This window comes from Mycobacterium sp. THU-M104 (assembly GCF_049197365.1).
In the GTDB taxonomy this organism is placed as follows: Bacteria; Actinomycetota; Actinomycetes; order Mycobacteriales; family Mycobacteriaceae; genus Mycobacterium.
On record NZ_JBMIOP010000274.1, the window covers coordinates 1 to 20,121 of the forward strand.

Below are 20,121 nucleotides of genomic sequence, written 5' to 3' on the forward strand. Positions count from 1 at the left end.
AGGTCGTCGTCGAGGGCCTCGGCGAACCGCGGGGTCCACTCGCCGGGCTTGACGGCGCCCACCCGGATGCGAACCCGGTGCAGGAACTCCTCCAGCCCGGCATAAGCCTTGGCCGCGTCCTGCAGAGCGGTATCGGAGAATTCCAGCATCGATCGGTAGTGCGCGCTGCCCAGGTAATAGCGCAGTTCGGCCGGACGCACGCGCTGCAGCATCGCTGGTATCGACAGCACGTTGCCCAGCGACTTGCTCATCTTTTCCCCGCCCATTGTCACCCAACCGTTGTGCAACCAGTAGCGGGCGAACCCGTCCCCGGCCGCGCGGCTCTGGGCGATCTCGTTCTCATGGTGGGGAAAGACCAGATCCATTCCACCGCAATGGATATCGAATTCCGCGCCAAGGTAGGTGTGAGCCATCGCCGAGCATTCCAGGTGCCAACCCGGGCGTCCACGGCCCCACGGTGTGGGCCATGAGGGCTCACCGGGCTTGGCGCCTTTCCAGAGGGTGAAGTCGCGCGGGTCCCGCTTGCCGGCGGCCGCGCCCTCGCCCTGGTGCACGTCGTCGATCCGGTGCCCGGAGAGCCGACCGTACTCCGGGTAGCTGAGCACGTCGAAGTACACGTCCCCGCGGGCCGCGTAGGCGTGACCCGTGTTGATCAAGCGGTCCATCAGCTCGACCATCTGAGTGATGTGCCCGGTCGCGCGCGGTTCCGCCGACGGTGGCAGCACGTCGAGGGCGTCGTAGGCCGACGTGAACGCGCGCTCATAGGTGGCCGCCCATTCCCACCACGGCCGGCCGGCGGCGGCGGCCTTGTTGAGGATCTTGTCGTCGATGTCGGTCACATTGCGGATGAACGCGACGTCATACCCGCGGGCGTTCAGCCAGCGGCGCAGGATGTCGAAAGCCACCCCGCTGCGCACGTGCCCGATATGCGGCTGGCCCTGGACCGTGGCGCCGCACAGGTAGATCGAAACATGGCCCGCGCGCAGCGGGACGAAATCACGCACGACGCCGGCCATGGTGTCGTAGAGGCGCATGCGGGCGCGATCGGTCACGACGGGCCAGCTTACCTGGCGTGTTGCCGCAACCTGCGCCACCGAGCGAACTACCCGATGGGGACCACCAGCGCGGTGGCGATGGCGGCCAGGCCCTCGCCGCGCCCGGTCAGGCCCAGCCCGTCGGTGGTCGTCGCCGACACCGATACCGGTGCCCGCAGCAGACCCGACAAAACCTGCTGGGCCTCCGCGCGCCGCGGACCGATCTTCGGGCGGTTGCCGATCACCTGCACGGCGGCGTTCCCGACCCGGTAGCCATGCCGCGAGATCAGGCCGGCGACGTGGGTGAGCATCTCGGCGCCACTGACCCCCCTCCAACGCGGATCGTCGACCCCGAACACCGCGCCGATGTCGCCCAGCCCTGCGGCCGACAGCACGGCGTCACACAGGGCGTGCGCCCCCACGTCGCCGTCGGAGTGGCCGGCGCAACCGTCGGCGGCGGGGAACGACAGCCCCACCAGCCAGCACGGCCGCCCGGGTTCGATCGGGTGCACGTCGGTACCCAGACCGACTCGTGGCAGCTGAATCATCGGCGAACGATCGTTTCGGCCAGCAGCAGATCGAGTCTGGTGGTGATCTTGAACGCCAGCGGATCGCCGTCAACCACCTGTACCTGGCCGCCGACGTGCTCGACGAGCGACGCATCATCGGTGAAGCCGGCATCACCGGCGGTGCTTGCGGCCCCGTAGGCGCGCAGCAGCAGGTCGGTGGCGAAGCCCTGCGGCGTCTGCACTGCGCGCAGTCCGGCCCGTTCCGGGGTGCCCAGAACCACTCCGTTGGCATCCACGGCCTTGATCGTGTCGTACACGGGCAGCGCCGGCACGACCGCAGAGTGACCGTCGCGCAGGGCCTCGACCACGCGCACGATGAGCGCGGGGGGGGTCAGGGCGCGCGCGGCGTCGTGCACGAGCACGTAGTCCGGTCGATCGGTGTCACCGATCGACAACAAGGCCAAGTGCACCGACTCGTAGCGGTCCGCCCCACCGGCCACGACGGTGGCCTGCCCGGCCAGCGACCGGCCGGCCTGATCGACGCGGTCGGCGGGAACGGCAGCAACCACGCGGTCGACAACCCCGGACTGCAGCAAGCCATCCACGGCACATTCGAGCAGGGTGCGGCCGTCGACCTCGCAGAATGCCTTGGGTATACCAGCGGCCAACCGCCGGCCCGACCCCGCCGCCGGCACGATTGCGACCACCACAGCCTCACGGCCCTCAGGAAGCGGCGGCAAGAACCTCGTCGAGGATTGTTTCCGCTTTTGCGTCGTCGGTGCTCTCCGCCAGCGCCAGTTCGCCGACCAGAATCTGCCTGGCTTTGGCCAGCATGCGCTTCTCGCCGGCGGACAGCCCACGCTCCTGATCACGGCGCCACAGGTCACGCACCACCTCGGCAACCTTGTTGACGTCACCGGAGGCGAGTTTCTCGAGGTTGGCCTTGTACCGGCGCGACCAGTTGGTCGGCTCCTCGGTGTGCGGAGCCCGCAGCACCTGGAACACCTTGTCGAGGCCTTCCTGTCCGACGACATCGCGGACGCCGACGTACTCGGCGTTCTCCGCGGGAACTCGAACTGTCAGGTCGCCCTGCGCCACTTTCAAGACGAGATACTCTTTTGGCTCCCCTTTGATGGTCCGGGTTTCGATCGCCTCGACTAACGCAGCACCGTGATGAGGGTAAACAACGGTGTCGCCGACCTTGAAGATCATCTGATTCGAGCCCCTTTCGTTACTTCATCCTAACACGGCGGCCCAACACGCGCGAAGCAACAGCGCAGGTCAGAGGCACAACACGCGTAGATTAGGGGTTGACAGGCGGTTCAAGACGTGCAGTGGAACACACATCCATCTCCTCGTTTTGCCCTATCGGTACTTTACCGGAACCCAGTTGCGCAGGTCACGCGGCCTGTCTTGCGGCCCGCGCTACCGCGCCGGGCGGCTACCTACTACTGTGCATAGTTGCACAGGCGAACGCGCATCGTTGCACAGTCGAAACGGCCAGCCAGGAGGCACCGAGTGAAACGTTCCAAGATCCGCCTCCCCATCGTCGTCGCGGTTCTGGGTCTGGCCGCCCTGCTCAGCGGCTGTGGGGCAGGCCAGGTCTCGCAAACGGCCCTGCAGGATCCCGCCATCAACGGGAACAAGGTGACGATTCAGAACGTGGCGCTGCGCAACATTCGGATCCAGGCGGTGCAACACGGCGACTTCCTTCAGCCGGGCCGGACCGTGGAACTGGCGCTGGTAGCCGTCAACCAGTCCCCGCAAACCATCGACAACCTGACGGGCATCACCAGTGAGATCGGCACAGTGACCGTGTCCGGCGACACCCGCATCCCCGCCGGCGGAATGCTGTTCATCGGGGAACCCGAAGGCAAGTACGTAGCCCCCGGCCCGATCGACTCCAACACCGCGGCCCGGGCGACCGTGACCCTGGCCAAGCCGATCACCAACGGCCTCAACTACCACTTCACCTTCAATTTCGAAAAGGCCGGACAGGCCAGCGTGCTGGTGCCGATCTCGGCCCCGGTCACATCCCCGCGGGTCTGAACCGGGCCCGCCGGCCTGTCACGCCGGGCTTGTCGTACCGGCCCGATACCTTCGGAACGTGGCAATCTCGCGATCTCACTACCGCTGCACCGAATGCCTCCACGTCACCGCCAAGTGGGTGGGACGCTGCCTGGAATGCGGCACGTGGGGGACGGTCGACGAGGTGCCCGTGATCGGCGCGGTCAGGGGCGCCCGCCGCGGGTCGCCCACTTCCCGCGCCGTTCCGATCACCTCGGTGGCACCCGACACCAGTCGGCATCGCTCGACGGGTGTCGGCGAACTGGACCGGGTGCTGGGTGGCGGTGTGGTGCCCGGGTCGGTCACGCTGCTGGCCGGTGACCCCGGTGCGGGCAAGTCGACGCTGCTGCTCGAGGTGGCTCATCGCTGGGCGCAGTCAGGCCGACGCGCGCTGTACGTCTCCGGTGAAGAGTCCGCCGGCCAAATCCGGCTGCGCGCCGACCGTACCGGCTGCGGCAGCGAGGAGCTCTACCTGGCCGCCGAGTCGGATCTGCACGCCGTGCTGGAGCACATCGCGACGGTGAAACCCGCGCTGGTCATCGTGGATTCGGTGCAGACCATGTCCACGACCGAAGTCGACGGCGTCGCCGGCGGCGTCACGCAGGTACGCGCGGTCACCGCCGCCCTCACCGCGGCCGCGAAGGCGGGCAGCGTCGCGTTGATCCTGGTCGGCCACGTCACCAAGGACGGCGCCATAGCCGGGCCGAGGTCGCTGGAACACCTCGTCGATGTCGTGCTGCATTTCGAGGGCGATCGCAACGGCCCCCTGCGGATGGTCCGCGGCGTCAAGAACCGGTTCGGCGCCGCCGACGAGGTCGGCTGTTTCATGCTGCACGACAACGGCATCGACGGCGTCGCCGACCCGTCCAACCTGTTCCTGGACCAGCGGCCGGCACCGGTACCGGGGACCGCGATCACCGTGGCGCTGGACGGGAAGCGCCCGCTCATCGGCGAGATTCAGGCGTTGCTGGCGACACCTTCCTCCGGGTCACCGCGCCGTGCCGTCAGCGGCATCGACCACTCGCGCGCCGCAATGATCACCGCCGTCCTGGAAAAGCACGCCAGATTGAACATCGCCGTCAACGACATCTACCTGTCGACCGTGGGCGGCATGCGGTTGACCGACCCGTCGTCGGATCTGGCCGTCGCACTGGCACTCGCCTCGGCATACGCCGATCTACCGCTACCGACGACGGCGGTGATGATCGGGGAGGTCGGGCTCGCCGGCGATCTGCGGCGGGTCAGCGGGATGGAACGGCGGCTGGTCGAGGCCGCACGCCAGGGGTTCACGATCGCCCTGATTCCCGACGGGGACGACCCTCGGCGCGAGATTGTCCCGAGCGGGATGCGCGCGCTGCGGGCACCGACGATCGGGGCGGCGCTCGAGCACATGATCGACATCGCCGATCACCGCACGGGGACCGGCTGGACGCGTGACGCGATGTGGCCGCAGAATGGCACGCTGTGACCGGTCCGACTCTGCGTGAGACTGTCGCCCGCCTGGCCCCGGGGACCGGACTCCGCGACGGTCTGGAGCGCATCCTGCGCGGCCGCACCGGCGCGCTGATCGTGCTCGGCAACGACGAGAACGTCGAGGCCATCTGCGACGGCGGCTTCGCGCTCGATGTCCGATATGCACCCACGCGGCTGCGCGAGCTGGCAAAAATGGACGGTGCGGTCGTGCTGTCCACTGACGGCAGCCGGATCGTTCGGGCCAATGTGCAGCTGGTCCCGGACCCGTCGATACCGACCGACGAATCGGGAACCCGCCACCGCTCTGCGGAGCGGGCCGCGATCCAGACCGGCTGCCCGGTGATCTCGGTCAGCCACTCGATGAACATCGTCACCGTCTACGTGGGCGGGGAGCGGCACGTGGTCGCTGATTCGGCGACCATCCTGTCGCGCGCCAATCAGGCGATCGCCACACTGGAACGGTACAAGGCGCGGCTGGACGAGGTCAGCAGGCAACTGTCGCGTGCGGAGATCGAAGACTTCGTGACGCTGCGCGACGTCATGACGGTGGTACAGCGACTCGAGCTGGTGCGCCGGATCGGTCTGGCGATCGACAACGATGTCGTCGAGCTCGGTACCGACGGGCGCCAGCTGCGGCTGCAGCTCGAGGAGCTGCTCGGCGGTAACAACATCGCCCGAGAACTGGTCTTACGTGACTATCACGCCACTCCAGAGCCCCTGTCGGGTGCGCAGCTGACCGCCACCCTTGACGAGTTGGACGCGCTTTCCGATGCCGAGCTGCTCGATTTCACCTGTTTGGCAAAGGTTTTCGGATACCCGACGTCAGCCGACGCGCAGGATTCGGCACTGAGTCCGCGAGGGTACCGCGCAATGGCCGGCATTCCCCGACTGCAATTCGCCCACGTCGACCTGCTGGTCCGGTCGTTCGGGACATTGCAGGGGCTGTTGGCGGCCAGCGCGAACGATCTGCAGTCAGTGGAGGGCATCGGCGCGATGTGGGCACGCCACGTGCGAGAGGGACTGTCGCAATTGGCGGAGTCGACGATCGCCGACTCCCTCAACTGAGGCCTCAGCCTGTTTGCGCAGGGCCGACCTGGGACCCCTCCGGCGGGGGCGCGGCGAACGGACCCGGCGCGGGCAACGGACCCGGCGGGGGCGGGGGCGCGTTCAGGATGAACGGAACCGACTGCGAGCGCAGATTACCCAACTGCACGACCAGGTTGTAGGTGCCCGGCCCGATAGCCGGCCGCGGCAGCGGGCAGTGCGGTGCCGACCCCATGCCGGTCCAGGTCACCGCCGTCGTGACCTGCTCACCGGGCGTGAACGTCTTGATCAGCGTCTCGTTGGACGGCGCGCAGTCCAGGTTCGACCACAGCCGTTTGTTGTCCAGCGAGTAGACGTATGCGGCCAGCACCGCGGCGCCTACGTCCCGCTTGCAGGAGACCAGGCCGATGTTGGTGACGACCATGGTGAACTTCGGCTGGTCGCCGATGAAGTACTGGGGCTGGTTGGTCAGACCCTTCACAGCCAGGGTCGAGTCGGGACAGTCGTCGCCCTCCTTGAGCACCGGTGGCGGTTGGACCGCCGCTGTGGGCGTGGGCATTTCCAGGTTTTGACCCGGCCCCGGCGCCATCGGATTGTTGCCATCCTGACCTGGCGGCGGCGCCTGCGGCGCCGGTGCGCCCGGTTTGCCCTGAGCGGAGTTGGGTTTGTCGGTACTGGCGGGTTTGGCACCCGCGTTGTCGCCCGTGAAGGCGATGACGATCGCGACCACGATTCCGATCACGACGACCGCGATGCCCAGCGCCAAGCCCCTGCGCCTCCAGTAGATCTCCGTGGGTAGCGGGCCACGCGGTTCCAGATCCAACACGAATTCACCGTAGGCCCAGGTCATCCGGATTTGCCCGACCTGCCGCGGCGTGTCGCGGATTTGCCCGGCCTGCCGCGGCGTGTCGCGGAGTTGGCCGGCCGACCGCCGTGTTAGCGGGCCGACCGCCCTGTTAACGGGCCGCTCGTCATGCGAGTGGCGCCCGCTGTTCTATTGCCCGATGTCGCCGACGTGATCGCGCAGCACCGCGCGCCCGTCGGCGAGGTGGTAGGTGACGCCCGCTATCGCAAGCGTTCCCGCGGCGACACGCTCGGCGATGGCCGACGAGCGCGTCATGAGCTGCGCCACCGTCTCGCGGACGTGCCGCTCCTCGAACTCGTCTACGCGACTCAGGCCTTCGCGACGGCCCATCAGGATCGAGGGCGTAACCCGCTCCACCACGTCGCGAACGAACCCACCCGGTATCGCACCGTCGTCGATCGCGCTCAGCGCCGCCTTGACGGCACCACAGCTGTCGTGTCCCAGCACGACGATCAGCGGCACGTCGAGCACCGTCACCGCGAACTCGATGGAGCCCAGCACCGCCGCGTCGATCGCCTGCCCGGCAGTGCGCACCACGAACATGTCGCCCAGACCCTGGTCGAAGATTAGCTCGGCTGCCACCCGGCTGTCCGAACAGCCGAGCACGACCGCAGTGGGCTTCTGTCCACCCGCCAGGCTGGCCCGGTACTCGACGCTCTGGCTGGGATGCTGCGGCTTGCCGGCCACAAACCTCTCGTTACCCTCGGTGAGTGCTTTCCACGCGGTTACCGGACTGGTGTTAGGCATGGCCCACATCATGCCGCAGCCGCCGGTGAACGGGCAGCCAACTGTCCGTGCCGATGAGTTGCTGCCGTGGTATGACCGGTGCCGCCGCGACCTGCCGTGGCGGGAGCCCGGTGTCAGCGCGTGGCAGATATTGGTAAGCGAGTTCATGCTGCAGCAGACGCCGGTGTCCCGGGTGCTGCCGGTCTGGGTCGACTGGGTTCGACGCTGGCCCACCCCTTCGGCCACGGCCGCCGTGAGCGCGGCGGACGTCTTGCGCGCCTGGGGCAAGCTGGGTTACCCCCGGCGGGCCAAGCGGCTGCACGAGTGCGCCATCGTCATCGCTCGTGACCACGGCGACGTGGTCCCCGACGACGTCGACACGTTGCTGACCCTGCCGGGGGTCGGCAGCTATACCGCGCGGGCCGTGGCCTGCTTCGCCTACCACCGGCCGGTGCCGGTAGTGGACACCAACGTGCGCAGGGTGGTGGCCCGGGCCGTGCACGGGTGGGCCGACGCCGCCGCACCGTCAGCGGCCCGCGACCACGCCGACGTCGCAGCGCTGCTGCCCGACGACGTCACGGCGCCACGGTTTTCGGCGGCCATCATGGAACTCGGTGCGACGGTATGCACCGCACGCACCCCGCGGTGCGGGAGTTGTCCGCTCAGCGAGTGTTCGTGGAGGCACGCTGGTTATCCCGAGGCTCAGGGCCCGGCGCGCCGCGCACAGGCCTACGCCGGCACCGATCGTCAGGTCCGCGGGCGGCTGCTGGATGTCCTGCGCGGCAGCGATTCTCCGGTGGTGCGTGCCGAACTCGACGTGGCGTGGCAGGCCGATCAGACACAGCGCGAGCGGGCGCTCGGCTCGCTGCTCGCCGACGGCCTGGTCACCCTTACCGCCGACGGCCGGTTCGCGCTGTCCGGCGAAGGGTAGCGGTCACAGGTCCTGATCGCAGGCCGTTTCCGGCGTAGGACTGGTCGAAACTTTTTTTCGCCAAAGGGAAGTCGGGGCCATGCGACCGTTCGGGCGACCGTGATTTTCGATCAGCAGGCAGGCCAGCTTCGTGGCCACTGCGAACTCGTCGCGGCGCACCGTGTAGCGAGCCAGCACGTCGCCCGCGGCGGCGCCGGTCTCGGTGACGGGCAGCGCGGTCGCGGCATGCTCGAGCCGGGCGTCGGTGCGCATGCCGCTGGCGCGCGCGACATAGCCCAGGCAGCCCAGTGCTCGCGCGTCGTCGTTGGGCAGGAAGGCGGTGCCGGCGAACCGTTCGTCGACCACGCTGTTGCCCAGAGTCAGTTCGGCGATCTCAGCGACGTCGGCGCGATGGATCTGAGCACGACCACGTCGGGCAGCGCCCGCAGCGTGACCGCGCCCGGCCGGACGGCGCCGCGCAGCAGCCGATGCCCGGTGGTGGCCGCGCTGATGCGCAGCAACTGTTCGCGTACGCGCAAAGCGTGCGCGTTGGCGAGCCCGAATCCGACCTCGTTGGCCAGCGCGCCCAGGTCAGCGGCGTGGTTGTAGAGCCGTTCGGGTTCGACGAGCAGCGCCCTCAGTCGGTGCACCTCGTCGGGGAGTTCCAGTCCCAGCGCGTCTTCGACGGCCAGGGCGTGGGCGAGCGCGTGCGCAACGGAGGTGTCGCCGCTGACGCGCTCGGCCAACTCGACCGCGTCGCACGCGGCCCGGCCCCTCGACGGGCGCGAAGGGGAAGCGGCCGGCGCCGTCGAATTCCGTTGCGCACCCGGCATCGCGACGCATGGGATACCACTTCTCCGGCCAGTGCCCATGGCGCACGAGCCGGCGTGGCTGGGGATGGCCGGCGGGCCGGATCCCGGACAGGTCGGCCATCTCACGCTCGAACCGGCCGGCCGCGAACGACAGCTGTGCAAGCGAGAGCACCTTGGGGTCATCCTTGCCGACAACGCATTCGATCTCGACGCGACAGTCGGGTCGGCCGGCCAGAAACAGGTAGACGACGCACAACACGCCCCGTCGCCGTGCGCCGCCACCAGTGCGAGACGAAACCATTCGCCCAGTACTCCTGCCGCACGACAGCGTTAGACGTCGCCGGCCACCACTTCGCCGAACGCGCCGACCACGCCGTAGCCATCGGCGAACATCCCGCGGTTCAGCGCGCAGTCCCCGCAGGCGCTCACAAGCCGCGGCAGCGGGGTGGCGTCGATCGTGGCCCGCAGTGGCTCGGCCATATTGCGCGTCACCACTCCGGTCACGAGGAGCGCATCAGCGTGGCGTGGGGAGGCCACCAGCCGGGCACCGAACCGCTCGGCGTCGCACACCGGCCCGAACGCACCCGAGACCTCCACCTCGCACCCGTTGCAGGAGCCGGCGTCGACGTGCCGGATCTGCAGCGAACCACGCACGCCGACAACGGGACTCGTCACCGGATACTGCGTCGGCCCGGCGGGCTCGGCGACCCGCCCGCTCCGCAATACTTTGCCGATCCAGCCCATGACGGCTACTCCGCGCCGGCGCGCAGGTCCTCCAGCACCGCGATGAGGTCGCTGAGCACCCCGGTGAGAACCGTGCGCGCCACCGTCAACAGTTCGGCGATATCCGGCGAGGCGATCGAGTAGGCCATCGTGTTGCCGTCCCGGCGCGCGTCGACGACACCGGCGCGGCGCAGGACGCCCAGCTGCTGAGACAGGTTCGACGATTCCAGCCCGACCTCCGGCAACAGCTCGGTGACCGAGTTGTCTCCCGACGCGAGCAACGCGAGAACCCGGATCCGGGCCGGATGCCCCAGCGTCTTGACGAACTCGGACTTGCCGAAAGTACAGCAATGCATACCTAGAACTAGCGAATCCTAATTCCTGTTAATTGACACGTGTAGTTAGTCACGCGTACTGTGAATCGTATGTATACCGCTCCTCCGATGCTCGCCGGTGTTGTGGCACTACCGCTCCTCGCTTCACTGAGTGCGCTGCTGGCCGGTTCCCGATCCCCCCGCCTCGTGGGCAGAATCGGGGCCTCGGCCGCCGGTACGGGATTCGTCGGCGCAGTCATGCTCGGGCTTGACGTGACCGCCCACGGTTCCGTGTCGGCCACGGTGGGCGCCGATCACGGCACCCGACTATTCGAGCTGGAAGCCAACAGGCTCAGCGCTGTGCTGCTGGTGCTGGTCTACGGCGTGAGCACGGTGGTCCAGGGCTTCGCTTTGCGATACCTTGCGCGCGACACACGCTCGCGTTGGTTCGTGGCCGGCAGCGGCCTGCTCACCAGCGCATCCGCCGGCCTGATGACTGCCGGAACCCTGGTCGGGTTGGCCCTCAGCTGGACGTCGGCAGGTATCGCGCTGTGCCTGCTGCTGGCCACCTATTGGGAGCTGCCCGCCGCACGAGAGGGATTGCGGCGCACCGCAACCGCATTCCTGCTCGGCGACCTCGCGCTGTGGCTGGCTGTCGGCCTACTCATCGCCAAGCGGGGCAGTGTCAGGCTGTCAACTCTGAGCCACAACGGAATCGAGCAATCGCCACTTCTGCTGGCGGCGGCCGCACTGATCGTCGTGGCAGCATTGTCACGTTCGGCCCAAATTCCGTTCCAGCGCTGGCTGCCTGCGACCCTGGCCGCACCGACACCCGTCTCAGCGCTACTGCACGCCGGTGTCGTCAACGCCGGCGGTGTACTACTGGTCCGACTCGCCCCCATCGTCAGCGGATCTCCCGTCGCCATGGCGCTGGCATTCGGCGCCGGCCTGCTGAGCATGATCTACGGCGGCGTAATCATGCTCACCAGGCCAGACGTCAAGGGGTCATTGGTGTACTCGACGATGGCACAGATGGGATTCATGATCCTGACGTGCGGCTTGGGACTGTCCGCCGCGGCGGTGTTCCATTTGGTGGGCCACGGCTTCTACAAGGCCACTTTGTTCCTGTCGTCCGGTTCGGCGATAGCCAGGCGCCGTCAAAAGGCCTCCAGGCCAACCGCCCCGGCCCTGACCGCGGCACGGCAGACGGCGATCCGGCTCGCGGCGATGCTCCTGTCCGCCTCTGTGCTGTACGCGGCCGCCAACGTCGTGCGCGTACCTGACGTCGAACACGGTTCGGCTGAAGCACTGCTGGTGTTCACCTGGGCGGCCGCGGCGGCGGCGTTGACCGGCTGGCTGACCCGAGTCCCAAGCGCGAGAGCTGCCCTCCTCGGCGTCGCGGCGTTGCTCGTGGCGGCAGTCGGGTATGTGGCGCTGATGGGTGCGGTGACCGGATTCCTGGCCCCCGACCTGCCCGCGGTCACCGTGCCCGCCGGCGCGTCTCCCGGCCTCGCCGCGGTGGCCGTCGCCCTGGGCGGGCTGACGTTGCTGCGCCAGGCGCCGCCCGGCGGTCGCACTGGTCGGTTCCAGCGCGCCTTGTACACGAAAGCACTGGTAGCAGGACAGATTCCGATGACAAAGACAGGAGCGCTCCGGTGACTACGGTGGCAGAACACGTCTCGATACAAACCCGCCGCGCGCGGCTGCGCAGTGAGGTCAACCTCGCCGCCCGCGTCGTCCCCACGCACTACCCGCTGGAGACGTTCATTGCGGTCAACCCCCTGGCGGGGCTGGAATCGATGCCTTTCGAACAGGCGGTCCGGCGCGCCGGCGATCTCTACGGTGTTCGGGGCGTGCTGGACGAGACCACCTACCGCCATCTCTACCGTCGCGGGCGGATCACCGACGCCGACCTGGATTCGGTTCTGCGGCAGCGTTACCCGGCGCTGCTCGACGGAGAGCCCGTCCGGATGGGGGACCGCTCGGTTACGCCCGCGGAATTGCTGCGCGCCGACCTTCTGCACGGCGAACCCGCCGCGGCACCCGAGCGACGCAGCATGACCTGCAGCGAGAAGGTCGCACCACGGATTGCTCAGCAGGTCGACGACCAAGCCGCGAAATGGTGCACGGCGTACTTTGGCTCCTCTGCGGCGGGCTGGGGGATGCCCGGGCAGCGCGACGGTTTCTACCACGCTTGGCGGGAATTGGCCGCCGGGGATCACACGCTGAGCAGGAGCATCCGGGCGGCGCTGCGCAAGGTGGCCGACCGAGCCGACGATGCGGCTTTGCAGGCTCTACAACAGTTGACCGTCGCCGACGACGAACGGATCACCTACCTGCAGGCGCACCTGACCCGACTTCCGGGCTGGGCCGCCCACGTCCGTTGGGCTGCCGGCCGCACGAACGGTATTGACCTGCTGGACTACCTCGCGATGCGGCTGATTTACGAGGCGGTGTTGTTGTCGCACAGTGGCTCTGAGCCGGTTCCCGAGTCTGGCGGCGCCGTCGATCAACCGGTTCCCTCAGCCCGGGACCGAGCCGGCGCGTTGGCCCGAACTCACGGGTTGGACGAGGTTGACGACGCCGATATGGGCGCGGCGGCGAGGGTGTTGTCGGCGTTGCCCGTCACCGCGCGGACCATGGTCTGGCAGCAGGCTTACGAGGGTAACTACCGCGACGCGCTGCTGCAGACGTTGGCGTGCAACGCGCCGACACAAAGCCGTGGGCGCGCGCAAGCCCAGCTCGTGTGCTGCATCGACACCCGGTCCGAGGGGCTGCGTCGCCACGTGGAAACCCTTGGGGCATACGACACTTTCGGTTTCGCCGGCTTTTTTGCCGTCGCGATCCGGTTCAGCGACCTCCTCGGCGGAAGGCCCGACGATCTGTGCCCGGTAATGATCAGCCCGGAGCACGATGTCCGTGAGATCCCGGCACCGTCCGCCGATGCCGCGGCGCGGCGCCTGCGTGACGGCAGCGTCACGTTGGCCGGTGCGGACGCGGCGTTCCATGCCGCCAAGCAGGCCCTGCTCGCCCCGTTCGCCTTGGCCGAGGCCGCGGGCTGGGCCGCCGGCCCGTGGGCAGCGGCCAAAACGCTGAGCCCGAAAGTCGCCGGCACCCTGCGCCGACGGCTGCGCGACCGGGTGGCGCCCCCCGCGCCGACCGTGCTGTCGATCAACGACACGACCGAGTTGGGCCGGCGCGCGCTCTACGCCCAGGTGGCCCTCACCACCATGGGGCTGACCGACGGATTCGCCCGCCTGGTCGTTTTGTGCGGTCACGGCAGCCTCACCGAAAACAACCCGTACCAGGCGGCGCTCGACTGCGGAGCATGTGGCGGGCAGGCCGGCGGCCCGAACGCCCGCACCGCCGCGGCGATCCTCAACAACACCGAGGTGCGCGGCGAATTGCGCAATCTGGGCATCGCGATTCCTGACGACACCTGGTTCGTCGCGGCACTGCATGACACCGCGACCGACCGGGTCTCCGTCCTGGATATGCACCTGGTTCCGGCCGGCCACCGCCACGACGTGCGCAGGCTCAGGACAGATCTCGCAATCGCCGGAGCTGAACTGGCCGCCGAGCGTTGCGCGGGCCTTCCCGGCGGCCCTGCTGCGGCCCGCCCGGCACAAGCCGCACGCCACGTCGTCAACAGATCCCTCGACTGGGCGCAGGTCTTCCCCGAGTGGGGCCTGGCCGGTAACGCGGCGTTCATCGTGGCTCCGCGCGCGATCACCCGCGGAATCGACCTGCGCCGAAGGGTTTTCCTGCATTCCTACGAGGCCGAAGTCGACCCCGAGGGGAGCGCACTGGAAACGATTCTGACCGCGCCGATGGTGGTCGCTCAATGGATCAACTGTCAGTACTACTTCTCGGCAGTTGCGCCCGAGGTCTTCGGAGCGGGAACCAAGACCATCCACAACGTGGTCGCCGGCGTGGGTGTGCTGGCGGGCTACGGAGGCGACCTGCAACTGGGCCTGCCCCGGCAGTCGGTCACCGATGGTCGGTCCTTCGGTCACGAACCCATGCGTTTGCTGGCCATCGTCCAGGCACCGCTGCAGCGCATCGACATGGTGATCCAGCGAAATCCCCTACTGCAAAACCTGTTCGGCAACGACTGGATTTGCCTGGCTGCCCGCGAACACGCAGACCAAGGCTGGCAACGCTGGACCCGAGGCGGCTGGCGCAGCTGGGGCGTGACCGCTGAAGCCGACCCCAATCACCCCATCGAACAGGAGGTAACCCCATGTCGGTAGACGGACTTACCAAGATGACCAAGATAGAGGTCGTCGTTCCCGGAGAATACGTAACGGCAGTTCGCGAGCAGTTCCGCAGCGCCGGGACAACAGGCTTCACCAGCGTGTCCGGTGTGTCGGGGCTCGGCCACCACGGTTACCACCAGGGCCGGCTGCTTTTCAACCAACAGGCGTCTCTCGAGCTGCTCATCACCGTCGTCCCGGAGGCGAAGTCGGGACCGCTGATTGCGGGACTGCGTCGCCTATTCGACGGCTCACCCGGGGTCATGTTCGTCACCGACACCTACGTCAGTCGACCCGAGTACTTCAGCTGAAAACCCACCAGGAAAGGAAAACCCATGTCCCAGCACTGCACCGTAGCCAACCCAGCGGCCACCTGGCGGCGACTGCGAAACGGCAACGAACGTGGCTGCGCGGCCTTGCGTTCCAAGCCGGATGTCGCCGCCGAGCGGCAAAAACCTCTGGCAGCGGTGTTCCGCTGCGCGGACTCATCGCTGGCGAGTGAGACGGTATTCGGCCAAAGCCGCGGCGCGCTGCTCGACATCAGCAACTGGGGCCACGTCGTCGACATGGGCGTGTTGGCCGGGCTCGAGTATGCCGTCGACACACTCAGAACACCGGTGATCGCCGTCCTGGGCCATTCGGACTGCGCCGCGATGCGCACCGCACTGGACGCGTGGAAGAACGTCAGCTTCCCCGACGGGGCGGTCCGCGCGGTCGTCGAGCAGGGTATCTCGTCACTGACCCGGCTCAATGCCACCATCGGCACGGCCGACGAACTGTCCGCCGCGCACGTCGTACAAACCGGCGTCACGCTGTTGCACAAGTCACCGGTGATCGCCAAGGCCGTCGACGGCGGGCGCGCGGCGATCGTGTGCCTTGTCGTCGACCGTCATGACGGCCGACTGCGCGCCTGCGCGACGTTCGGAGACGTTGCCGAAAGCGACTCACCGTTGTTGGAGTGCGTGTGAGTCAGCCACATGGATGGTGGTGATGTCGGCGCGTCGATCGCCTATGCCGGGGCGGTGATTGCGATGGGCACCATGCACGGCAAGGAACACCAAGTGGCACCTCCCTTCGCCGCCGTACTCGGAGCGCAGGTCGTCGCCCCGCCCGGGATCGACACCGATCAGTTCGGCACCTTCACGGGAGAGGTGACCAGGACGGCGGCGCCGTCGGCCGCGGCGACCGCCAAGGCCCGCCAGGCAATGCGGGCTGTCGGAGTTCCCTACGGCTTGGCCAGCGAGGCCAGTTACGACTCCTGGTTCGCCGCGCTGGCCGTGCACGAAGAAATCTTGGTCTTCGTCGACGACGTGCGCGGCTTTCAGATCGTCGAGGGTCTGTGCACCCCCGGTGCTCCGGGACCGCCCCGGCTGGTCGACAGTCCCGACCGAGCTGTCGACGCGGCGCGCGGCTTCGGGTTCCCTCGCCAGGGCGCCGCGGTCAAGGCCGTCGTCGACCATCGAACGCGGGTGTTCGGCAAGGGGATCACCGACACCGCGACCCTCGTCGAGGTGGTCGACGCGGCGCTGGCGCTTACCGCGGACAAGCAGGCCTGGGTCGAACCCGACCTGCGTGCACATCACAACCCCACCCGCCGTGATGTCCTGGTCGCCCTGGCGGGCCGGCTTGCCCGCCGGCTTGCTACACCTTGCCCCGGGTGCACCTGTCCCGGATACGGCAAAGTCGCCGTCCGCGACGGCCTGCCTTGCCGGACATGCGGTTATCCGACCAGCCTTGCCGCCGCCGACATCCTCGAGTGCCCAGCATGCGCGCGTCAAAGCGCGCTACCACGCAGCGAAGCCGATGCAGATCCGGCATTCTGCCCGGCATGCAATCCTTGAAAAGCGATTGCCGGTGCGGTATCACGACAATGCTGCGACGAGTTCACCCACCGAATGACTGGCTTCCAGTGGATGGCGCAGCTTTCCCTGCGGATTGAGTTCGTAGACGTTACGGCGACCGACCTTGGACTTGATCAGATACCCCTCAGTGGTCAAATCGGTCAGAATCGCCTGCACGGAACGCTCGGTGATGCCGATGCGCAGCGCCAGTTCCCGCGCCGTCAACGGCTCACCGTTCGATACGCACAACAACACGTGCCCGTGGTTGGTCAGGAACGTCCAGGTGCGGTCGGCAGCCTCGGCAGTGTGCCGGGTTGCCGACCTCGGATCCCGCGAGTCGTCCACTCCACGAGGATACTACAGCGCGATTTCGCGTAAAAGAATTCGCAAATGGGCGACCATCGCAGTTCACAGGAGGGCTGACCCAGCGTGCTCGAGCCCCACGAAGAAGGCCTCGACGGCGGCACGGTAGGCGTGCGGCGCTTCGTCGTGCACCAGGTGGCCAGCCTGAGCAACGACCAGATAAGTTGTCAGGCAATCTCGGTCGCCCATCGCACGCATCTGGCCCGGCGGCGTCACCGAGTCGCCGGCCTCGATGAGCAGCGCGGGCACCCGCGCCGCCGTCCACTGCGCCCAGTAGTCGCGGGTGCCCCACTCGGCGGCGATCTCGATCCATCGCGCGGTGTGACCGTGCAGCCGCCAACCCGTGGCGGTGCGGTCGAAAGCATCCAGGAAATACCGCCCGGCGACCCGTCCGAATTGCTCCAGTACCTGGCCGGCGTTGTCGAATTCCACCGGAAGGGCCTGCAACCACGGCTCCCATGGCCCGGTCGTGCGCCCGCGGAAGTCCGGGGCCATGTCCTCGACCACCAGCGCTGACACCAGTTCCGGGTGTTCGGCGGCCAGGCACCACGAATGCAAAGCCCCCATGGAGTGACCGACCAGCCGGGCCGGTGCACCCAGCCCGCCCACCGCCTCGGCCAGGTCCGCCACGAACCGTTCGGTGCTGACCGGGTATGGCTCCGCGACGTCGCGGCCACGGTGCCACGGCGCGTCGTAGGTGTACACGGCGCCCAGCCGAGCGAGCCACGGCAGCTGTCGCGACCAGGTGGTACCGCGCCCCATCAGGCCGTGCACGAGGACCACAGGGTCGCCGTGCCCACCCTGGTGGATCAACAGTTCGGCGGGCATGCCACCATCTTGCGGGAACCGCCCCGCAAGACCGACAGCGCCTGCCGCGCGGTAGCCTGACCGCATGCCGCCAGTGGTGAAGATCAACGCAATCGACGTGCCGGCAGACGCCGGCCCCGAGCTGGAGAAGCGGTTTGCCCACCGCGCCCACGCGGTCGACAACCAACCAGGATTCCTGGGGTTTCAGCTGCTCCGCCCGATCAAGGGAGAGAACCGCTACTTCGTGGTGACACGCTGGGAGTCCGAGGAAGACTTCCAGGCGTGGGCCAAAGGTCCCGCCATCGAAGCCCACGCCGGCGAACGGGCCAATCCCGTGGCAACCGGTGCGTCGCTGCTGGAATTCGAGGTTGTGATGGACGTTGCCGGGAAAGACCAGACCACGTAGCCGGACTCCGGCCCGGCACCGCCTGCTGGCCCTGGGCACCGCCGCCTCGCTGATCGTGGCCCTGACCCCGGGCTGTGCCCCCACCCGACCTCCGCGGGCAAGCGCGTCGGAACCCGGGCGGGCGATCGACACCCGGACCCCTCCGGGACTGCGGGCCCAGCAGACCTTGGACATGCTCAACTCGGATTGGCCGATCGGACCGGTGGGAGTGCGCAGCCTCGCCGCTCCCGACGACGTCGAGCGGGTCGAAGCGACCATGGAAAAGCTGTGGTGGGATCGGCCCTTCGCGCTCGACAAGGTGGACGTCAGCGCCAGTGTGGCCACGCTGCATCTGATCTCTTCCTACGGCGCCCGCCAGGACATCCGCATCCACAACGACGAGCAGGGCCGGGTCGATCACTTCGACCTGGACACCCACGCCCCGACCATCACGTCGTTCGACGACGTCGACGCGGTGCTGAGCACGACGGGTGCTCGTTATTCCTACCAGGTTGCCAAGGTCGACGACGGGAACTGCGACCCGGTGGCCGGCACCAACAGCGCCGAACCGCTACCGCTGGCTTCTATTTTCAAGCTGTACGTCCTGCACGCCCTGGCCGGGGCGATCCAGAATCGCACCGTATCCTGGGACGATCAGCTGACCGTCACCGACAAGAGCCGGGCGGTGGGCTCATCGGGGCTGGAACTACAACCCGGAGAACAGGTTTCGGTTCGTACGGCCGCCGAGAAGATGATCGCCACCAGTGACAACATGGCCACCGACTTGCTGATCGGGAGGCTGGGCACGCACGCGATCGAACAGGCACTCGCCACGGCCGGCCATCACGACCCGGCCAGCATGACCCCCTTCCCCACGATGTACGAACTGTTCTCGGTCGGCTGGGGCATGCCGGACCTGCGCACCCAATGGGAACACGGTTCCCCGCAAGTTCGCGCCGATCTGCTGGCGCAAGCGAATTCGACGCCTTATAAGCCTGACCCGACTCGTGCGCACACGCCGGCCTCCAGTTACGGCGCGGAGTGGTACGGCACCGCCCAGGACATCTGCCGGGTCCACGCGGCGCTGCAGGCCGACGCGGTCGGGGCGGCGGCACCGGTCCGGCGGATCCTTTCTGCGGTCTCCGGCGTCCGGTTGGACCGCGACATCTGGCCGTATATCGGCGCGAAAGCCGGCGGCCTGCCGGGCGACCTGACGTTCAGCTGGTATGCCGTCGACAAGACACGGCAGCCCTGGGTGGTCAGCTTTCAGCTGAACTGGCCCCGCGACCACGGGCCGACCGTGACCGGGTGGATGCTGACCATCGCCAAGCAGGTGTTCGCGTTGATCGCCCCGCGCTGACCGGCTACAGCCGTAGCCGCTCAGCGGCCCTTCCGGCAGTGCAAGACGATGCGGCTGAGCGGTGACACGTCTATCCGCCAAAACGATTTCGGGGAACGTCAAGGGCCAGCAGGATCGCCGCGCGAACACCGCCGGGTGGGTCACCGCCGGGTGGGTCGCCGCCACCGTCCGCGACGGGTCACCAGGCGGACCCTGTTCCACTGACTCCAGCCAGTCGCCCACCCGGTCGATCAGCTCGAGGATCGACTCGCCCCCGTGCGGCGCGCGGGCCGGTTCGGTGAGCCACTGCTCCAGGTCGGCGGGGCGGACATCCCAAAGCGCCTTGCCGCGCCACACCCGCAATCCAGGTCGGCCAACCTCGGCTCTGTTGCGGCCTGCAACCCCAGCAATTTGGCGGTTTGGTAGGCACGCTGTTCGGGCCCGGCGAGCTGGCGCACCTTGGTGCCGGCCAGTCCCTGGGTGGCCAGGCCGGACATCGCTTCGAGCTGTCGCCAGCCGAGGGCGTTGATCGCCACGCCGCCCGTTTGCTGCGATCGCTAGTGGTCTCGCCCGTAAGTTCGTCGGGGGTTGTTACCAGACGCCGCTGGTGCCGAGTCTGCGCTGGCGGCGTCGAGACTGTGCTCAGCGCTACT

At 68.0% G+C, this 20,121-nt stretch carries 22 protein-coding genes and 1 pseudogene; 11 read left to right on the forward strand and 12 right to left on the reverse strand.

What is annotated here, in order from left to right; genetic code table 11:
* The 4 genes from cysS to carD form a co-directional block, all read right to left on the reverse strand.
* A partial coding sequence (gene cysS, locus ACOJVU_RS19615; protein ID WP_421531303.1) for a cysteine--tRNA ligase occupies positions 1 to 1,052 on the reverse strand: 1,052 nt, incomplete at its 3' end.
* 50 nt (positions 1,053 to 1,102) lie between these two features.
* Positions 1,103 to 1,582, reverse strand: coding sequence for a 2-C-methyl-D-erythritol 2,4-cyclodiphosphate synthase (gene ispF, locus ACOJVU_RS19620; protein ID WP_421531304.1), 480 nt, complete (start codon positions 1,580 to 1,582; stop codon positions 1,103 to 1,105).
* Complete coding sequence (gene ispD / locus ACOJVU_RS19625) at positions 1,579 to 2,253, reverse strand: 2-C-methyl-D-erythritol 4-phosphate cytidylyltransferase (RefSeq protein ID WP_421531305.1); 675 nt, start codon at positions 2,251 to 2,253, stop codon at positions 1,579 to 1,581. The genes ispF and ispD overlap by 4 nt, the downstream gene beginning before the upstream one ends.
* A 13-nt stretch (positions 2,254 to 2,266) precedes the next feature.
* Positions 2,267 to 2,755, reverse strand: coding sequence for an RNA polymerase-binding transcription factor CarD (gene carD / locus ACOJVU_RS19630; RefSeq protein WP_421531306.1), 489 nt, complete (start codon positions 2,753 to 2,755; stop codon positions 2,267 to 2,269).
* 306 nt (positions 2,756 to 3,061) lie between these two features.
* Between carD and ACOJVU_RS19635 the strand changes: the two genes are divergently transcribed.
* The 3 genes from ACOJVU_RS19635 to disA are packed head-to-tail and all read left to right on the forward strand — an operon-like array spanning position 3,062 to position 6,148.
* On the forward strand, positions 3,062 to 3,592 hold the full coding sequence (locus ACOJVU_RS19635; RefSeq protein ID WP_421531307.1) for a hypothetical protein: 531 nt from the start codon (positions 3,062 to 3,064) through the stop codon (positions 3,590 to 3,592).
* Positions 3,593 to 3,650: 58 nt separating this feature from the next.
* Entirely contained in the window at positions 3,651 to 5,078 is a 1,428-nt protein-coding gene (gene radA, locus ACOJVU_RS19640; protein WP_421531308.1) for a DNA repair protein RadA, read from the forward strand.
* Positions 5,075 to 6,148, forward strand: coding sequence for a DNA integrity scanning diadenylate cyclase DisA (disA, locus tag ACOJVU_RS19645; RefSeq protein ID WP_421531309.1), 1,074 nt, complete (start codon positions 5,075 to 5,077; stop codon positions 6,146 to 6,148). Before radA ends, disA begins: the two co-directional genes overlap by 4 nt.
* Positions 6,149 to 6,152: 4 nt before the next feature.
* On the opposite strand, the gene ACOJVU_RS19650 is transcribed toward disA, so the two are convergent.
* Both ACOJVU_RS19650 and ACOJVU_RS19655 read right to left on the reverse strand, forming a co-directional pair.
* Positions 6,153 to 6,953 carry a hypothetical protein gene (locus ACOJVU_RS19650; protein ID WP_421531310.1) on the reverse strand — a complete coding sequence of 267 codons (801 nt, stop codon included), beginning with the start codon at positions 6,951 to 6,953 and terminating at the stop codon, positions 6,153 to 6,155.
* 168 nt (positions 6,954 to 7,121) lie between these two features.
* Positions 7,122 to 7,739: a carbonic anhydrase gene (locus ACOJVU_RS19655; protein WP_421531311.1), complete on the reverse strand. Its 618-nt coding sequence runs from the start codon at positions 7,737 to 7,739 to the stop codon at positions 7,122 to 7,124.
* Here ACOJVU_RS19655 and ACOJVU_RS19660 point away from each other — a divergent pair.
* Positions 7,738 to 8,649: an A/G-specific adenine glycosylase gene (locus tag ACOJVU_RS19660; protein ID WP_421531312.1), complete on the forward strand. Its 912-nt coding sequence runs from the start codon at positions 7,738 to 7,740 to the stop codon at positions 8,647 to 8,649. The two genes, ACOJVU_RS19655 and ACOJVU_RS19660, sit on opposite strands and share 2 nt — an antisense overlap.
* A gap of 90 nt (positions 8,650 to 8,739) precedes the next feature.
* On the opposite strand, the pseudogene ACOJVU_RS19665 reads toward ACOJVU_RS19660, so the two are convergent.
* From ACOJVU_RS19665 to ACOJVU_RS19675, 3 genes and pseudogenes are all read right to left on the reverse strand, one after another.
* Positions 8,740 to 9,737: pseudogene (locus tag ACOJVU_RS19665) on the reverse strand (NADH-quinone oxidoreductase subunit C); the annotation flags it as partial.
* 33 nt (positions 9,738 to 9,770) lie between these two features.
* Positions 9,771 to 10,184: an NADH-quinone oxidoreductase subunit B family protein gene (locus ACOJVU_RS19670; RefSeq protein WP_421531313.1), complete on the reverse strand. Its 414-nt coding sequence runs from the start codon at positions 10,182 to 10,184 to the stop codon at positions 9,771 to 9,773.
* A gap of 5 nt (positions 10,185 to 10,189) precedes the next feature.
* Complete coding sequence (locus ACOJVU_RS19675) at positions 10,190 to 10,519, reverse strand: ArsR/SmtB family transcription factor (RefSeq protein ID WP_421531314.1); 330 nt, start codon at positions 10,517 to 10,519, stop codon at positions 10,190 to 10,192.
* 69 nt (positions 10,520 to 10,588) lie between these two features.
* Here ACOJVU_RS19675 and ACOJVU_RS19680 point away from each other — a divergent pair, with 69 nt between their 5' ends.
* Genes ACOJVU_RS19680 through ACOJVU_RS19700 form a run of 5 tightly spaced genes read left to right on the forward strand, consistent with a single transcriptional unit; the run spans position 10,589 to position 16,574 of the window.
* Entirely contained in the window at positions 10,589 to 12,136 is a 1,548-nt protein-coding gene (locus tag ACOJVU_RS19680) for a proton-conducting transporter membrane subunit (RefSeq protein ID WP_421531315.1), read from the forward strand.
* The gene (locus tag ACOJVU_RS19685; RefSeq protein ID WP_421531316.1) at positions 12,133 to 14,730 is read left to right on the forward strand and encodes a DUF2309 domain-containing protein; all 2,598 of its coding nucleotides are present in this window, start codon (positions 12,133 to 12,135) and stop codon (positions 14,728 to 14,730) included. The genes ACOJVU_RS19680 and ACOJVU_RS19685 overlap by 4 nt, the downstream gene beginning before the upstream one ends.
* 14 nt (positions 14,731 to 14,744) lie before the next feature.
* Positions 14,745 to 15,044, forward strand: a complete 300-nt coding sequence (locus tag ACOJVU_RS19690) for a P-II family nitrogen regulator (RefSeq protein ID WP_421531317.1) — start codon at positions 14,745 to 14,747, stop codon at positions 15,042 to 15,044.
* 24 nt (positions 15,045 to 15,068) lie between these two features.
* Positions 15,069 to 15,701 (forward strand): carbonic anhydrase, encoded by a 633-nt coding sequence (locus ACOJVU_RS19695; protein WP_421531318.1) that lies wholly within the window; start codon positions 15,069 to 15,071, stop codon positions 15,699 to 15,701.
* Positions 15,702 to 15,710: 9 nt separating this feature from the next.
* Positions 15,711 to 16,574 (forward strand): DUF6671 family protein, encoded by an 864-nt coding sequence (locus ACOJVU_RS19700; protein WP_421531319.1) that lies wholly within the window; start codon positions 15,711 to 15,713, stop codon positions 16,572 to 16,574.
* A 21-nt stretch (positions 16,575 to 16,595) separates the two neighbouring features.
* Here ACOJVU_RS19700 and ACOJVU_RS19705 read toward each other — a convergent pair whose 3' ends face one another.
* Together ACOJVU_RS19705 and ACOJVU_RS19710 are read right to left on the reverse strand one after the other, a co-directional pair.
* Complete coding sequence (locus tag ACOJVU_RS19705) at positions 16,596 to 16,919, reverse strand: helix-turn-helix transcriptional regulator (protein ID WP_421531320.1); 324 nt, start codon at positions 16,917 to 16,919, stop codon at positions 16,596 to 16,598.
* Positions 16,920 to 16,982: 63 nt separating this feature from the next.
* Entirely contained in the window at positions 16,983 to 17,765 is a 783-nt protein-coding gene (locus ACOJVU_RS19710) for an alpha/beta fold hydrolase (RefSeq protein ID WP_421531321.1), read from the reverse strand.
* Positions 17,766 to 17,829: 64 nt separating this feature from the next.
* Here ACOJVU_RS19710 and mhuD point away from each other — a divergent pair, with 64 nt between their 5' ends.
* Entirely contained in the window at positions 17,830 to 18,150 is a 321-nt protein-coding gene (mhuD, locus tag ACOJVU_RS19715; RefSeq protein ID WP_421531322.1) for a mycobilin-forming heme oxygenase MhuD, read from the forward strand.
* Complete coding sequence (locus ACOJVU_RS19720) at positions 18,125 to 19,489, forward strand: serine hydrolase (protein WP_421531323.1); 1,365 nt, start codon at positions 18,125 to 18,127, stop codon at positions 19,487 to 19,489. Before mhuD ends, ACOJVU_RS19720 begins: the two co-directional genes overlap by 26 nt.
* A 230-nt stretch (positions 19,490 to 19,719) precedes the next feature.
* On the opposite strand, the gene ACOJVU_RS19725 is transcribed toward ACOJVU_RS19720, so the two are convergent.
* Positions 19,720 to 20,004 (reverse strand): hypothetical protein, encoded by a 285-nt coding sequence (locus ACOJVU_RS19725; RefSeq protein WP_421531324.1) that lies wholly within the window; start codon positions 20,002 to 20,004, stop codon positions 19,720 to 19,722.
* Between the last annotated feature and the right edge of the window lie 117 nt (positions 20,005 to 20,121).

What these genes read in the sequence shown, in the direction of transcription:
- carD (WP_421531306.1), bottom strand. Translation starts at nt 2,755, where the DNA reads ATGATCTTCAAGGTCGGCGACACCGTTGTTTACCCTCATCACGGTGCT.
- ACOJVU_RS19710 (WP_421531321.1), bottom strand. Translation starts at nt 17,765, where the DNA reads ATGCCCGCCGAACTGTTGATCCACCAGGGTGGGCACGGCGACCCTGTG.
- ACOJVU_RS19680 (WP_421531315.1), top strand. Translation starts at nt 10,589, where the DNA reads ATGTATACCGCTCCTCCGATGCTCGCCGGTGTTGTGGCACTACCGCTC.
- ispF (WP_421531304.1), bottom strand. Translation starts at nt 1,582, where the DNA reads ATGATTCAGCTGCCACGAGTCGGTCTGGGTACCGACGTGCACCCGATC.
- ACOJVU_RS19675 (WP_421531314.1), bottom strand. Translation starts at nt 10,519, where the DNA reads ATGCATTGCTGTACTTTCGGCAAGTCCGAGTTCGTCAAGACGCTGGGG.
- ACOJVU_RS19670 (WP_421531313.1), bottom strand. Translation starts at nt 10,184, where the DNA reads ATGGGCTGGATCGGCAAAGTATTGCGGAGCGGGCGGGTCGCCGAGCCC.
- ACOJVU_RS19700 (WP_421531319.1), top strand. Translation starts at nt 15,711, where the DNA reads ATGGATGGTGGTGATGTCGGCGCGTCGATCGCCTATGCCGGGGCGGTG.
- ACOJVU_RS19690 (WP_421531317.1), top strand. Translation starts at nt 14,745, where the DNA reads ATGACCAAGATAGAGGTCGTCGTTCCCGGAGAATACGTAACGGCAGTT.
- ACOJVU_RS19655 (WP_421531311.1), bottom strand. Translation starts at nt 7,739, where the DNA reads ATGCCTAACACCAGTCCGGTAACCGCGTGGAAAGCACTCACCGAGGGT.
- mhuD (WP_421531322.1), top strand. Translation starts at nt 17,830, where the DNA reads ATGCCGCCAGTGGTGAAGATCAACGCAATCGACGTGCCGGCAGACGCC.
- ACOJVU_RS19695 (WP_421531318.1), top strand. Translation starts at nt 15,069, where the DNA reads ATGTCCCAGCACTGCACCGTAGCCAACCCAGCGGCCACCTGGCGGCGA.
- ACOJVU_RS19660 (WP_421531312.1), top strand. Translation starts at nt 7,738, where the DNA reads ATGGCCCACATCATGCCGCAGCCGCCGGTGAACGGGCAGCCAACTGTC.